This is a genomic window from Actinomadura coerulea (genome assembly GCF_014208105.1).
GTDB lineage: Bacteria > Actinomycetota > Actinomycetes > Streptosporangiales > Streptosporangiaceae > Spirillospora > Spirillospora coerulea.
Window position 1 is genome coordinate 3,144,140 of record NZ_JACHMQ010000001.1, and the last position, 13,175, is coordinate 3,157,314.

Genomic DNA, 13,175 nt, shown 5'->3' on the forward strand with positions numbered 1-13,175 from the left:
ACACGTTTCCGGGGCAGGCCCAGAACCCGCCCCCGCAGATTCCACAGCAGGGCCCGGGGAGATTCCAGCCGATGTCGGCTCGGGCGGACATGACCAAGGCCGATCTGACCCGCGCTTCCCTGGTCGGCGCGAACCTGCCCTACGCCAACCTGAGTCGTGCGAACCTGACCGAGGCGAATCTCCGGCACGCCTCGCTGTACGGTGCGGTGCTGGCCGGCGCGACGCTCTACGGCGCGACGCTGATCGGGGCGAACCTGTACGGGACCGATCTGACCCGCGCCGACCTCAGCCGCGCGGACCTGACGAACGCCGACCTGATCGACGCCGATCTCTCCAACGCGACGCTCACCGGGGCGACCCTCACCGGCGCGGGCCTCGTCCGCGCCAACCTCCACGGCGCGGACCTCACCTATGCCGTCCTGCGTGAGGCGGGCCTGACCGGGGCCGATCTGTCCGGTGCGGACCTGACGGGCGCCGCCCTCGGCGGAGCGGACGTGGTCGGTGCGGCGTGGTCGGCGGCGACGACCTGGCCGGGCGAAGAGAGCGAGACGATCCGGGAGCGGTCTCAGGAAGTGGAGCCGGGACGGTTCGTCGTGCTGCGTTAGCGGCCGATCGTGAAACCGGATGGGAGGCCGGGGAGTCTCACCTGCGTTCCTGATCCCGACTGGACGGAAGTGACCGTGACCGAGCAGCTCGACCAGGTCTTCGGCCGGTTGGTGCACCGCAGCTGGCAGCGTTTCTCCGAGGAGCTCCACACCCGCGAGACCGACGATCTGCTCGTCGGTGCCGTGATCACCGCGGCGGTCGCCCAGGGCAACGCGCTCATCGACCTGAACTCCGACGGCAGCCACCACTACCTGCGGTTCCAGCACCGGGAGCGCGGACACCGGCTGATGTTCCAGCTCACGCACCGGGCCGGCACCGTGATGGCCGCGAAGACGCTCGGCCAGCACGCGGCCGTGACGATCGCCTACGGCGAGCACGTGCGGGACGCGCGGACGGTGTGGCAGGCGCTGAAGACGGAGGTGAAGAGCGGGTTCCTGGACGTCGGGGAACCCGGCGTGTTCACCGTCGACGCGGATCTCGCCACCGGCTACGTCTACGTGCAGGTGCCCCTGCTGCTGGACCTGGACCAGTACTTCGCCGACCACTACACGGTGAAGTACCCCGTCCTCCAGGAGCACATCGCGGCCGTGACCCAGGCCTGCGCGAAGTACCTGCACGGCCGCATCGCCGCCTGAACCGGAGGACCGACATGCTCTCGATGATCAACAAGTTCAAGAACAACGCCGAGGCGCGGGAGAGCAAGGACGAGGCGCTCATCGGCGAGATGGTGTTCACGATGGCGCACCTGGGGTGTCCCGTCATCGGGATCAAGTCCGGCGGGGACCTCCAGTACGTGCGGTTCAAGCCCGTGGGCGACGCGGTCCTGTACAGCTTCACGATCGTGCTGGACCGCAAGACCGGGGACGGCGTGCTGCAGCAGGCCGTCCTCGGCAGCAAGGCGACGCTGACGTTCGTCGCCGAGGTCAAGAACCACATCGCCGACCCCGACGATCTGGTGGCGATGTTCCGCACCGACATGGCGAACATGCTGCGCAGCCCGTGGTTCGGCGACGTCAAGCTGGACCACCAGCTCAACTCGATCACCGCGACGAAGAAGCAGCTCATCGACATCGACGACTACGCCGACGGCACCGACCGCGACCGGCTCAGGCAGCTCCTCCAGGGCACCATGCAGGAACTCCGCGAGAAGGTGGCCCCCTACAAGAAGTGACGCCCACGGCAGGCGCCGGAGCGGAGGGCTGTTCCCGCTGTTCGGGTGTGTGAATGGGTGCGGGCGGCGTCGGAATCGGCGGTCAAGGAGTCGACCGGATGGTCCTCCGGGCAGGGGCGACAGAAACCGGCCCGCCCGTTAGGGCGGACCGGTTCCGTGGTGCCCGCCCTCCGTGTCCGGGAGGGCGGTCGAGTCGCTGCCGAAGCCGCGACGCGGATCCCCTAGACCTCCAGGTCTCCGCGGTCGGCCGAGCTCAGCAGCTCTTGGACGACCTCCGCGTGAGTGGCGTGAGGACGATCTTCCCTCAGCGTGACGTACGCCTCGGGGTCGATGCCCTTGGCGAACACCTCCATGGCCTCGTCATGAGACACCTCACCTTCGACGACACCGCCCACGGAGCACACGTCCGCGCAGCGCACGTCGGCGTAGTCGGACAGATCGATGCCGTGAGCGTGAACATCCAGGATCTCCTCGTGGGTGGCCAGGGCCACCGTTTCGGCGTAGTCACCGACGTCCACACCGCGGGCGTGGGCGTCGAGGACGTCCGCATGAGCGGCTCCCTCCGCCCGCGCATAGCCGTAGGCATCGACGTCGATGCCGTGAGCGTGGGCGTCCAGGACCTGCGCGTGGGGGGACCTCGGTACCCACCGCGCGGGCATATGCGAAGATCTCGACGCCGCGGGCCAGTACGGCCAGGATCTGGGCGTGAGACGCGCCGCGGTCCAGGGCCGCGGCGCAGGCGGCCACGTCGATGCCGTGAGCGTGGCCGGTCAGCGCGACCCCGTGCGACGCGCCGTGCTCCCGCCGCGCCGTGGCGTAGGACGCCGTGCGGATGCCCATGGCGTGGGCCTCCATGACCTCCGAGTGAGTGGCATCGGGCTCCGGCACAGGCCGGGCGGTCAGCCACGAGGAGGAGGTCACGTGTCCCCGCGCCTTGGCATAGTCACGGAGATCGACGCCCTCGTTGTGGGCTTCCACGACCTGCGCGTGGTCGGCACCGACTCCACGAGCGTCGGCATAGGCCGCGAGGCGGATGCCCAGTTCCTGAGCCGCCAGGGCCTCGGCGTGGTCGGCACCGGCCTCCCGCGCCGCACTGTAGTGGTCGAGGTCGAAGACCCCGACACCCTCGGCCTCAAGGACCTCCTTGTGGGTGGCGGTCTGCCGCGCCCGAGCGTAGTCGCCCAGGTCGAGGCCGCGCCCCCAGGCGCTCAGGTAGTGCAGCCAGGAGATCCGGGCCGCACGGGTCTTGGCCTGCCGGCCGGTGGTCGCGGACAGCTGGTCACCAGGGATCTCGAACATGCGAGATTCCCTCCTGCCGTGGTGCCGGATGCCCGGCAATCGGACGCTCCCGCCCCGGATTCGCCTCGTCTGGCGCCGCGTGGGCGGCGGCCTCTGTCACTCCCCTCCGGCGGCGGAGGAGCCGAGCCGTCCTCGCCTGCGCGCAGATCGAGATTGCCGCTTCGGTGACATCGAGCGGCGGGCTTGGGGACGGTCTCCGTGACAGGTGACATCGTGGCCCGGCCCCGTCATGGGCGTGCAGGCCCGTGGACGGACGTTCGCCATGCGCGGCCCCGCCGGTGCGAGAGTTGAGCGCGGCGGCCACCCGCTCCACCGCGTCCAGGTTGCCCCTGGGGAACCGAACGGTCTTGCGGGGGCGCGCTAACGGGGTTCAGAGGGTTTCTCTGAGAGCCCTTTCGATGACTTCGGCGAGCTGGAGGACCTTGGTCCGCCGTTCCTCGTCCGTGCGCAGTGAGGGGATTCGATGAGGTAGACGCCTATCTCGGCGTTCCGCACGGTGAAGATGAGCATTTCGGCGTGCCAGCCGCTCTGCCCGTCGCCGGGGACACTCTTGCGGACCGCCGCGTCCCCGAGGCCCGGGACCTTCGTCCACGCCAGCAGGTCGGCGACCGTCGATCTCCGAGGGAGGGACGTGCGGATCGCGAGCGTGGCGTCGGCGGTCTTGGAACTGCCGTCATCCGAAACGACGTCGCTCCACGTGCAGGTGACGGCGTCGTCGTGATCCTGGTAGGGGCCCCAGTCCAGGGCCTCGCTCTCGTCGGGGTTGGGCAGGGTCTCCTTGAGGGCGGGGCCCTCGCTGACGATGGCACAGGCATCCGGGACCGACTCGAACTTGTCCTTCGAGCCCGAGTCGGACGATTTCTGGAAGGGGAAATTCACCCCGCCGGTGATCGCGACTAGGACGAGGGGGATGAGCAGGACGAGAAGGCCCACGATGACCAGGACGCCCTTTCCCGGTTTCCCATGCCCGGCATTCCCCACCAGCGGCCCGGTCGGATCTCGCCCGTCCGGAACGGCTGTCAGGCCCCGCGCGGCCTGCTGAGAGGTCCAGCGTTCGCCGGGGTCTCTTTCCAGGAGTCCCCTCAGGACCGGCTTCAGCGCGCCGGATCGGACGAAGGCGGGGTCGTCTCCCATGAGGAGCTGGCCGATGAGAGCCTCCAGCTCCTCGGCCTGGAACGGCGGATGGCCTTCCACCGCCATGTACAGGGTCGCCCCCAGCGACCACAGGTCCGACGCCGGGCCCGGCGTGCCGGTCCGGAACCGTTCGGGCGCCATGAAGACGGGCGTTCCGACGAACCCGCCCGTCCTGGTGTAGGCGGTGGCGTTGGACACCGCCGCGATCCCGAAGTCGGCGAGGAGGACGCGGCCGTCGTCGGCGATCAGGACGTTGGCGGGCTTGACGTCGCGGTGCAGGATGCCCGCTCGGTGCGCGCAGTCCAGCGCGTCCAGCAGGGCGAGCCCGATCCGGGCGGCCCGGTCGACGGGCAGCGGCCCGTCGTCGCGGACGATCTGATCAAGAGAGCGGCCCTGAACGTACTGCATGACGATCCACGGGCCGGCCGCGTCGTCGACGACGTCGTACACGTTGATGATCGACGGGTGCTCCAGCCGCGCGGCGGCGCGGGCCTCCCGCAGGAACCGGCCCTTGAGGGCGTCCCGGTCCTCCTCGGCCAGGTCGTCGGGGACCTGAAGCCGTTTCATGGCCACGTGGCGTTCCAGCGACTGGTCGTACGCCTTCCAGACGATCCCCATCCCGCCCCGGCCGATCTCCTCGCCGAGCCGGTACCGGCCGCTGATCACGTCCCCTCGCACCACAGGGCCGACCCTATCTCGTACAGACGCAGGTGTACGTTTGAGCGTCCCCGGCGCTTCGCTTCAAGCCGGGACGGCCCACCGTCAGGCCCGGTCGAGAGCACCTTCCTTGATCCGCCGGAGCAAGCTCCCCAAAGCGTCGCCACCCACGGTCAGTCGCCCACCCTCAGGATCTTTGGAATCCCTGATTCCGATGCCTCCGGGCAGCACAGCTAGTTCAACACACATCTCGTCAGTGGAGGTTCCACTGCAGGAGCTCTTACGCCATGTGCCGGCCATCTGCACTCCTCCGTCACCTCGCGGATCAGCGTCGGCGCGGTGCTGCGCCGGGCACGTTCCCACGAGTCATCACCCGCCGCCGGGCAGGCCGGTCCTGGAGCGCCCCCACTCCAGGACCGCCCGCCTCATGCCCATCAGGCCTGATCGAGCGCCCCTTCCTTAATCCGCCGAAGCAGCTGCCCGAAAGCATCGCCAGTCATGCTCAGGGGCTCTCCATGAGGGTTCTTGGAGTCCCTGACCCCGATGCCCTGGGGCAACGCTGCCAACTCCACGCACGCTTCGTCTGTCGCACCGCCGCTGTACGAACTTTTCCGCCACACGCTGGTCATGTGCATTCCTCCATCACCTTGCGGATCAGAGCCCGGGAGGCATCCTCATGGAGGGCTTTCGCTCCGATCCGCTCGAAGTCCATGCTCAACTGCCTAACTTCGGACGGCACCTCCACCAACCGGCCCCCGCGAAAAGCCCCGATGTAGGCGATGTCCCGAGCTTCCAGACTCATGATCTGGAACGGGCCGTCAAGCCCTATGTAGGCCCCGGCCGATCTTGGGATGACGCGCATGATCACGTTAGACCGCTCGCTGAACTCCAGCAGGCGCAGGAGTTGGGCCGTCATCACCTCGGCTCCGCCGACTGGACGGTAGAGCACGCCTTCGTCGAGCAACACGAGCAGCAGAGGCCCTGCCGGTCCGCTCAGCAACGTCTTCTGGCGGGCCATGCGGGCGGATACGACGCTCTCGACATCGGACGTACCCCCAGCTTGGACGAACGCCCGCGCGTAGTCCTCAGTCTGGAAGGGGACGGGGATGACCTGCCCCTGGTAGATCCTGATCACGGTGGCCTGCGACTCGTACTGGGCATATTGCCGGAACCAATCCGGCTCGTGCGCTGTACGAGCGAACCAAATAAGCATTTCGAAGAGTCTGGGAGTGTTGTACTTTTTGTCAAGCACTCTCGCCTGGTCATCGTGCAACTTGAGGCGCCCTGCTTCCATGTTGGAAACAGTCGATCGCGCTGCACCGATGATCTGTCCACACTGGGCCAGCGAGTGATCATGCTTTTCCCGCTCGAAGCGTAATGCGTACGCCAGAAAGTGCCAGAGGGAGATCTTGGGGTCGAGCGGCTCGCGGTGGTTTGCCATACCCCCTCCAATGTTTCCAGTTTTCCCAGATACAGGCGAGGTTAGCTTGTGCACTCGATCCTGGGGACAGAAATCCGGAAACACACAGAGGAAGGGCAAGGCAATGATCACAACACCGGACTGCCTGCTGCTCTCCATGCTGGCGTCGAAGGCCGCACCGGGACTGGCGCGCACGCTGACGAGGGCGCGACTCCATAAATGGGACTGTGCGCATATTTCGGACGATGCATTCCTGATCGCATCGGAGCTGATCACCAACGCCGTGGCGGCCACGCCTGGCGAGGAGATCCGCTACCAATGCAGCCGGGACGTCGCGGGCGTCCTCATCGCCGTGTGGGACGCGAGCACGGTCAGCCCTCAACCTCGTCCACTGGTGGAACTGACCCTCGACACCTTGGACGTCTCCGAAGAGCACTGGGACGACAACGGTGGTCGGGGTCTCCCGATAGTCACGGCCCTCGCCGCCGAATGCGGCTACTCCTCCGACCCGACAGGAGGCAAATGGGTCTGGGCCCGTCTGAAGCCGTGACCTCACCGCGTCGGCATCGTCCTGCCGACGGTCGACAGCGGCGGCCAGGTGCCGGGCCCGGAGCTTTCGACTGTGCGGGGGGTGGCGAAGCCGATGAAGCCGCCGATGAAGCCACCGAGGGCCCCGGACAGGGGCTCTCGGAGAACGCTTCCAGCCCGGCGCCGTTCACGGCTTGCACCACCGCGACGGCGGCGTCGAGGACCAGGCCGACGAGACCGCCGAGCGCGAGCGCGATCAGTCCGCGGCCGAGACCGCGAAGGAGTGCGAAGCGGGCGACCAGGTCGGCGATCTGAATCCGGTCGGCGATCACAGTGTCCGTGTATAGGCCTCGGTGGGAAGGAGCGGCGGGGTCAGCGGGTGGTGAGGTGGTCTACTACGTGGGCCGTGTCGGCGGCTATGCCCACGAAGACCGCGGAGGGTTCGGAGTGCAGCCACGGCAGGCCCACCGCGTACAGGCCGGGGTGCTCGGTGACGCCCCTGGTGTGCCGCGGGTAGCCCCACTCGTCCAGGACGGGAACGTCCACCCAGGAGAAGTCGAGGCGGAAGCCGGTCGCCCACAGGACGGTGCCGATCCCCGCGGCGTCGAGGTCGAGTTCGGTGGCGGTGTCCGGGACGAAGGTGCTCGCGGGCGGACGGTCGTCGGGCGGCGCGTCGATCCCGGCGGCGGCGATGTAGGCGTCGATGAGCGGGCGGCCCTTCTCCTCGAAGCCCGTCTCCGCGCGGGCCAGCCGCCGGTCGAGGTCGTCGCTGAACCGCACGGTCGCGCCGTCGGCGGACTCCAGGCGGCCGTACAGGCGCATCCCCCGGCGCGCGAACTCCCGCAGGTCGATGTCGTGGCCGCCGTCCTTGCCGGAGACGTGCGCGTTGCAGGTGAAGCGGGCCGCGGGCGAGGGCAGGTCGGCCACAGTCGGGAACGGCACTCCGACGTCCGCGCCGTGCAGGAACGCCTGCGTCAGCCACCAGTGGGAGTCGCGGCCCCGGTAGCGGCGGGGAACGGCGGAGCACTCCGAGACGGCCAGGTGCACCTCGCGTCCGGCGTCGTGCAGTTCCTCCGCGATCTGGGCGCCGGACTGGCCCGTCCCGACCACGAGGACGGCGCCGTCCGCGAGCTGCCGCGGACGCCGGTAGTCGGCCGAGTGCAGTTGCCGGACGTGGGCGGGAAGCCGCCGTGAGACGGGCGGGGTCTTCGGACGCTGGTACGGGCCAGTCGCGAGTACGACATTGCGGGCGGAGATCGGGCCGGAGCGGGTGTGCGCGCGGAAACCGCCGGGAGCGGGCGCCAGCCGGGTGACCTCGACGCCCAGGCGCACGGGGGCGCCGATCACTTCGGCGTACTCGGTGAGGTGGGCGACGACCTCGGCGCGCGGCATGAACCCGTCCGGGTCGGGACCCGTGTAGGGCATTCCGGGGAGCATGACGGTGAAGTTCGGCGCGACGAGGTGGAGGCTGTCCCAGCGGTCGTTCCAGCCGCCGCCGAGGCGGTCGCGCCCGTCGACGACCAGGTGCTCGACGCCCGCCTTCGTCAGCCAGTGGCTGGTGGACAGGCCCGCCTGCCCGGCCCCGATGACGAGCGTGTCGATCCGTTCCGTGCTGCACCTCCCAAGACCGACACATTTTTAGCATGTCGGGCGGGACGGAACGGGGGCCCGGCGTCGCCAGGCCCCCGCGGGTCGGATCAGATGTCGGCGATGACAGCGCCGAAGCCGGCGCCGGCGGCGAAGCCGGCGATGGCGGTGAACGCGGTGAGGAGACCGAAGTCTCCGACCGAGCCGATGACCCCGATGCCGAAGACGACGGCGATGGCGACGCCGTCCCCGACGAGTCGCCCCCAGTTGTCCCTGGGGGCGGCACCGCCGTAGGAGGCGCGGTAGCCCCTTTCGGCGCGGGCTCCGACGAAGCCGAGGAAGCCGCCGATCGTGCCGGCGACGAGGCCGTGGGAGACGCCGGGGCCGGTCATCGCGGCCATGAGGCCGGAGTCGGTGAACCCGGCCGGGACACCGAAGCCGTGGAGCATCTCGGCTTGGACGGTGTGGACCAGGTGCGTGAAGAGCCCTGCGAAGACGGTGCCGGTGACAGCACCGATCACGATCGCGAGGAGTCCGTATCCGATGAATTTCATGATGATTCCCGGTTTGTATTGGGGCGCTCGTGCTTCACGAACGCCTGCCGGTTGGTCGAGACCCGCGCTTCACCACGGGCACTGGGCTCTACCGTGCCGGTTCCGGTCCACTCGGCAACGCGGCCGCGGCCGCGGTTCCGCCGGGACCGGATCGAGACCGCGCGGCACGCCCGGACCAGAAGGCTCTCCGCCGTGTCCGGTCAGCGGTGGTCAACGCGGCCGGGGTCCGGACGGTCCTTCGCGAAAGGGTCAGTGGCATACGCGTGTCCGGCGTCGCGTCGGACCTGTCAACTGACATACAAACCATGAAGGTCTATCTCGGTATCCCCGTCGGTTCCGTAGGCAAGATCCTCAAGGGCTCCGCCGTAGCGGCGGCGTTGCTGGCGGCCGTGGTGGCCGCCGGATGCTCCACCCGCTCCTCCTCGGAGGCGCCGGACAACGGACGGCCGCCGGTCTCGGCGACCGCCACCGCCGAGGACGCGACCCCCGTCGCGGACCCGAGCCCGACCGCGACCGCGGAGCCGTCCGCGGAGCCGTCCACCAGCCAGCCGGAGGCCACGGCCTCCGACGTCTCCGTCCTCCCGGGCAAGGTCGTCGGCGCGTTCGAGGACGGGCCCCAGGGTCCGTTCCTCGTCCTCGCGCCGATCGACGAGGACCAGGGGGACCTGGAGTACGCCGTGAAGCAGCCCGACGCCCTCAGGAACCTGGACGTCACGGCGCTGCCGATCTCGAAGGCCTGGAAGGTCGACGTCTCGCCCGAGGTGCTCCGGGCCTGCCGGCCCAACACCGTTCGCATGGTGTTCATGGAGTTCCCGTCCTGCGGGGGCTCCGCGGACGCCGCGCCCAGCACGACCGACCGGTGACGAGCCGGCCGGTCTGAGGTCGATCCCCGGGGCACGCGCCCCGGGGATCACTTTTCTCCGCCCTTCTCCGCGCGGCCGAACCGGCCAGGCGCACCACATGCTTCCGCGAACCGAAGGGGTGGAGATCCTCCCCCTTCCGGCCATGACGGGTCCGGCGGCCCGTCGCGGCCGCCGGACCGGAGGGTCCTCGGCCGGAGGTCGGGAGAACCGCCGAGGTGCGGGAGAATCGCGGCATGCAGTTCGGCGTTCTGGGGCCCGTCGAGGTCCGAGCGGACGGGGCGGTCGTCCCGGTGGGCGGGCCGCTGGTGCGGGCGCTGCTGGCGATGCTCCTCCTGGACGCCGGGCGGCTCGTCCCGGCCGAGCGGCTCATCGACGGGCTGTACGGGGAGGAGCCGCCGAGCGGGGCGGCCAACGCGCTGCAGTCGCAGGTGTCGCGGCTCCGGCGGGGGCTGGGCGACCCGGCGCTGGTCGAGGGGACGCCCGCCGGGTACCGGATCGCCGTGCGGCGGGAGGACGTCGACGTCCACCGGTTCCAGCGGCTCGCGGCGGACGCCGGGGCCGCGGGGCGGCACGAGGCGGCGGGGCTGCTCCGGGAGGCGCTCGGGCTGTGGCGCGGGCCCGCGCTGGCGGACGTGAGCGCGCCCTTCGCGGCGGGGCAGGCGGCTCGGCTGGAGGAGGAGCGGGCCTGCGCCGTCGAGGCGTACGGCGAGGCGATGCTCGCGGAGGACCCCGGGGCGGCGGTCGCCGCGCTGCGGGACCTGGTGGACGCGCAGCCGCTGCGGGAGCGGGCGCGGGCGCTGCTCATGCGCGCGCTGCACCGGAGCGGGCGGCAGGCCGAGGCGCTCGCGGTGTTCGAGACCGGGCGGGAGGTCCTGGCCGAGGAGCTCGGCGCCGATCCGTCACGGGAGCTGGCGGAGGTCCACCTGTCGATCCTGCGCGGGGAGGCGCCGGCGGCCGTCCGGGCGAACATTCCGGCGCAGCTCACGAGCTTCATCGGGCGGGAGGAGGAGCTGCGCCGCGTCGGGAGGATGCTCGCCGGCGGGCGGCTCGTCACGCTGCTCGGGCCCGGCGGGGCCGGAAAGACGCGGCTGGCGATCGAGGCGGCGGCGCGGGACGGCGGCGAGGTCTGCTTCGTCGACCTGGCGCCCGTCGTCGCGAGCGAGGTGGGCAAGACGCTGCTCGGGGCGCTCGGGCTGCGCGAGGCCGGGATCCGGCCCGCGCCGGGCGAGCAGCCGCCGGACGCGCTGGAGCGGCTGGTCACGGCGCTGGAGGGGCGGCGGGTCCTGCTCGTCCTCGACAACTGCGAGCACGTGGTCGCGGCCGTCGCGGAGCTGGCGCACCGGCTGCTGAGCGCCTGCCCGGAGCTGCGGGTGCTGGCGACCAGCCGGGAGGCCCTCGCGATCACGGGTGAGGCGCTGCGGCCGCTGCCGCCGCTGGAGGTCCCGCCCCCGGGCGCGGCGCTCGGAGAGCTGCCCCGCTATCCGGCGGTGCGGCTGTTCCTCGACCGGGCGGCGGCGGTGCGCCCCGGGTTCGCGGTGGACGAGGGCAACGCCGGGGCCGTGCTGCGGATCTGCCGGGCGCTGGACGGGCTGCCGCTGGCGATCGAGCTGGCGGCGGCGCGCCTGCGGTCGCTGCCGGTGGCGGAGGTCGCGACGCGGCTGGACGACCGGTTCCGGCTCCTGTCGCGCGGCAACCGGACGGCGCCGCCGCGCCACCAGACGCTCCGGGCGGTCGTGGAGTGGAGCTGGGACCTGCTGGACGAGGCGGAGCAGACCCTCGCGCGGCGGCTCACGGTCTTCGCCGGGGGCATCACGCTGGAGGCGGCGATGGGCGTGTGCGGCCTCGACGACGCCGACGAGCTGCTGGTGGAGCTGGCCGACAAGTCGCTGGTGCAGAGCGACGGGTCCCGGTACCGGATGCTCGACACCGTCCGGGCGTTCTGCGCCGAGCGGCTCGCCGCCGCCGGGGAGGTGGTGCGGTTCGAGCGGGCGCACGCGGAGTACTTCGCCGAGCTGGCCGGGCGCGCGGATCCCCACCTGCGGGGCGCCGAGCAGCTGGAGTGGCTCGAACTGCTCGCCGCCGACCACGGGAACCTGCACGCGGCGCTGCGGCGGACCGTCCGGTCCGACCCGGCGCTGGCGCTGCGGATCATCGCGCAGCTGTCGTGGTACTGGTGGCTGCGGGGGCGCGTCGAGGGCGCCGCGCTGGCGTCGGACCTGCTGGACGTGGTCGGCACCGACCCGCCGGAAGGGCTCGACGAGGAGTACGTCCTGTGCGTCACCAACGCGGTGTCGGGCGGAGCCACGGGCGAGCGCGCGGTGGCGTGGCTCGACCGTGCCGCCGAGCTCCTGCGCCGCATCGACCGCCCCGTCCGGTACCCGGCGGTCATCGTGCTGTGGGCGCTGACGGCGGGCCCCGAGCGCACCGACCTGGAGGTCTTCCAGCGGCAGGTCGGGGACGACCCCTGGACGCGGGCGCTGGTGCGGATGAGCGACGGGTTCCTCGCCCAGTTCGGCGGCGACCTGGCCGAGGCGGAGAAGGCGTGCGAGGACGCGGTGCGCGGTTTCCGGGCGTGCGGGGACCGGTGGGGCACGGCCAACTCGCTCGACCCGCTCGCGCAGCTCGCCGACTGGCGCGGCGACCGGGAGCGGGCCCGCGCGCTGCAGAGTGAGGCGCTGGAACTGGTCGAGCGGCTCGGCGCCCTGGAGGACACCGCCGACCTGCTCTACCAGCGCGCCCTCGTCCACATCCACGCCGGCGACCTGGACGCGGCGCGGGCGGACTACGAACGCGGGATGGAGCTGGCGCGCCGGGCCGGAACCCCCGACAAGATCGCCGGGGGGTGCCATGGGCTCGGCACGGTCGCGCGGCTGCGCGGGGACGCCGCCGAGGCGCGGGCCATGTACGAAGCGGCGCTGACCGGCTACGGCTCCGAGCGGTTCATCGCCGCCGCCGTGCGGGGCTCGGCGCTGGTCGGGCTGGGGTGGCTCGCGGCGGACGCGGGCGACACCGCACGGGCCCGGGCGCTGGTGCGCGAGGCGCTGGACATGTCGTTCGACCACCCGATCTTCGGCTACCAGGCGGACGCGGCGACCGCGCTGGCGGGCCTGGCCGCCCGGGAGGGCGACGGGGAGCGCGCCGCGCTGCTGCTCGGCGCGAGCCGGGTGCTGCGGGGCGTCACGGTGCCCGGCGACCCCGACACCGAGCGCGTCCTCGACCTGATCCGAGAACTGCTGGACGACGACGCCCGCGAGGCGGCCTTCGCCAAGGCCGCCGCCCTCACCCGCGACCGGGCCTTCGCCCTGCTCACCGGCGGCTGACCGGCCCCGGGCGGCGCCGTCAGCGGACGGTGCGCG

At 71.3% G+C, this 13,175-nt stretch carries 15 protein-coding genes; 7 read left to right on the forward strand and 8 right to left on the reverse strand.

The annotated features are described in order from the left end of the window. Positions 1 to 71 precede the first annotated feature (71 nt). The 3 genes from BKA00_RS14490 (at position 72) to BKA00_RS14500 (ending at position 1,777) form a co-directional block, all read left to right on the forward strand. Complete coding sequence (locus tag BKA00_RS14490; RefSeq protein ID WP_185025392.1) at positions 72 to 605, forward strand: pentapeptide repeat-containing protein; 534 nt, start codon at positions 72 to 74, stop codon at positions 603 to 605. A 75-nt stretch (positions 606 to 680) separates the two neighbouring features. Next, entirely contained in the window at positions 681 to 1,241 is a 561-nt protein-coding gene (locus tag BKA00_RS14495) for a hypothetical protein (RefSeq protein ID WP_185025393.1), read from the forward strand. A 14-nt stretch (positions 1,242 to 1,255) separates the two neighbouring features. Further along, complete coding sequence (locus tag BKA00_RS14500) at positions 1,256 to 1,777, forward strand: hypothetical protein (protein WP_185025394.1); 522 nt, start codon at positions 1,256 to 1,258, stop codon at positions 1,775 to 1,777. A gap of 221 nt (positions 1,778 to 1,998) precedes the next feature. On the opposite strand, the gene BKA00_RS14505 is transcribed toward BKA00_RS14500, so the two are convergent. The 6 genes from BKA00_RS14505 to BKA00_RS14530 all read right to left on the reverse strand — a co-directional run bounded on the left by BKA00_RS14505 (position 1,999) and on the right by BKA00_RS14530 (position 6,308). Then, positions 1,999 to 2,295 carry a hypothetical protein gene (locus BKA00_RS14505; RefSeq protein WP_185025395.1) on the reverse strand — a complete coding sequence of 99 codons (297 nt, stop codon included), beginning with the start codon at positions 2,293 to 2,295 and terminating at the stop codon, positions 1,999 to 2,001. Beyond that, a complete protein-coding gene (locus tag BKA00_RS14510; RefSeq protein WP_185025396.1) occupies positions 2,282 to 3,076 on the reverse strand; it encodes a hypothetical protein in 795 nt (264 codons plus the stop codon). Before BKA00_RS14510 ends, BKA00_RS14505 begins: the two co-directional genes overlap by 14 nt. A 360-nt stretch (positions 3,077 to 3,436) precedes the next feature. Then, positions 3,437 to 4,891, reverse strand: coding sequence for a serine/threonine-protein kinase (locus tag BKA00_RS14515; RefSeq protein WP_185025397.1), 1,455 nt, complete (start codon positions 4,889 to 4,891; stop codon positions 3,437 to 3,439). An 81-nt stretch (positions 4,892 to 4,972) separates the two neighbouring features. Then, the gene (locus BKA00_RS14520; protein WP_185025398.1) at positions 4,973 to 5,167 is read right to left on the reverse strand and encodes a DUF397 domain-containing protein; all 195 of its coding nucleotides are present in this window, start codon (positions 5,165 to 5,167) and stop codon (positions 4,973 to 4,975) included. Positions 5,168 to 5,301: 134 nt separating this feature from the next. Next, positions 5,302 to 5,502, reverse strand: coding sequence for a DUF397 domain-containing protein (locus BKA00_RS14525; RefSeq protein ID WP_185025399.1), 201 nt, complete (start codon positions 5,500 to 5,502; stop codon positions 5,302 to 5,304). Beyond that, on the reverse strand, positions 5,493 to 6,308 hold the full coding sequence (locus tag BKA00_RS14530; RefSeq protein WP_185025400.1) for a DUF5753 domain-containing protein: 816 nt from the start codon (positions 6,306 to 6,308) through the stop codon (positions 5,493 to 5,495). Before BKA00_RS14530 ends, BKA00_RS14525 begins: the two co-directional genes overlap by 10 nt. Before the next feature lie 103 nt (positions 6,309 to 6,411). Between BKA00_RS14530 and BKA00_RS14535 the strand changes: the two genes are divergently transcribed. Next, complete coding sequence (locus BKA00_RS14535) at positions 6,412 to 6,837, forward strand: ATP-binding protein (protein ID WP_185025401.1); 426 nt, start codon at positions 6,412 to 6,414, stop codon at positions 6,835 to 6,837. A 172-nt stretch (positions 6,838 to 7,009) separates the two neighbouring features. After that, positions 7,010 to 7,162, forward strand: a complete 153-nt coding sequence (locus tag BKA00_RS14540; RefSeq protein ID WP_185025402.1) for a hypothetical protein — start codon at positions 7,010 to 7,012, stop codon at positions 7,160 to 7,162. A 25-nt stretch (positions 7,163 to 7,187) separates the two neighbouring features. Here the strand turns inward: BKA00_RS14540 and BKA00_RS14545 are convergent, their stop codons facing one another. Next, on the reverse strand, positions 7,188 to 8,417 hold the full coding sequence (locus tag BKA00_RS14545; RefSeq protein ID WP_185034206.1) for an NAD(P)-binding domain-containing protein: 1,230 nt from the start codon (positions 8,415 to 8,417) through the stop codon (positions 7,188 to 7,190). Positions 8,418 to 8,512: 95 nt separating this feature from the next. After that, positions 8,513 to 8,956: a hypothetical protein gene (locus BKA00_RS14550; protein WP_185025403.1), complete on the reverse strand. Its 444-nt coding sequence runs from the start codon at positions 8,954 to 8,956 to the stop codon at positions 8,513 to 8,515. Positions 8,957 to 9,261: 305 nt separating this feature from the next. Between BKA00_RS14550 and BKA00_RS14555 the strand changes: the two genes are divergently transcribed. After that, positions 9,262 to 9,819 carry a hypothetical protein gene (locus tag BKA00_RS14555; RefSeq protein WP_185025404.1) on the forward strand — a complete coding sequence of 186 codons (558 nt, stop codon included), beginning with the start codon at positions 9,262 to 9,264 and terminating at the stop codon, positions 9,817 to 9,819. Positions 9,820 to 10,052: 233 nt separating this feature from the next. Beyond that, entirely contained in the window at positions 10,053 to 13,139 is a 3,087-nt protein-coding gene (locus tag BKA00_RS14560; protein ID WP_185025405.1) for an AfsR/SARP family transcriptional regulator, read from the forward strand. The last annotated feature ends 36 nt before the right edge of the window (positions 13,140 to 13,175 follow it).

Coding starts and splice junctions, on each gene's coding strand:
- BKA00_RS14500 (WP_185025394.1), top strand. CDS start 1,256: ATGCTCTCGATGATCAACAAGTTCAAGAACAACGCCGAGGCGCGGGAG.
- BKA00_RS14550 (WP_185025403.1), bottom strand. CDS start 8,956: ATGAAATTCATCGGATACGGACTCCTCGCGATCGTGATCGGTGCTGTC.
- BKA00_RS14525 (WP_185025399.1), bottom strand. CDS start 5,502: ATGCACATGACCAGCGTGTGGCGGAAAAGTTCGTACAGCGGCGGTGCG.
- BKA00_RS14560 (WP_185025405.1), top strand. CDS start 10,053: ATGCAGTTCGGCGTTCTGGGGCCCGTCGAGGTCCGAGCGGACGGGGCG.
- BKA00_RS14510 (WP_185025396.1), bottom strand. CDS start 3,076: ATGTTCGAGATCCCTGGTGACCAGCTGTCCGCGACCACCGGCCGGCAG.
- BKA00_RS14535 (WP_185025401.1), top strand. CDS start 6,412: ATGATCACAACACCGGACTGCCTGCTGCTCTCCATGCTGGCGTCGAAG.
- BKA00_RS14555 (WP_185025404.1), top strand. CDS start 9,262: ATGAAGGTCTATCTCGGTATCCCCGTCGGTTCCGTAGGCAAGATCCTC.
- BKA00_RS14490 (WP_185025392.1), top strand. CDS start 72: ATGTCGGCTCGGGCGGACATGACCAAGGCCGATCTGACCCGCGCTTCC.
- BKA00_RS14530 (WP_185025400.1), bottom strand. CDS start 6,308: ATGGCAAACCACCGCGAGCCGCTCGACCCCAAGATCTCCCTCTGGCAC.
- BKA00_RS14520 (WP_185025398.1), bottom strand. CDS start 5,167: ATGGCCGGCACATGGCGTAAGAGCTCCTGCAGTGGAACCTCCACTGAC.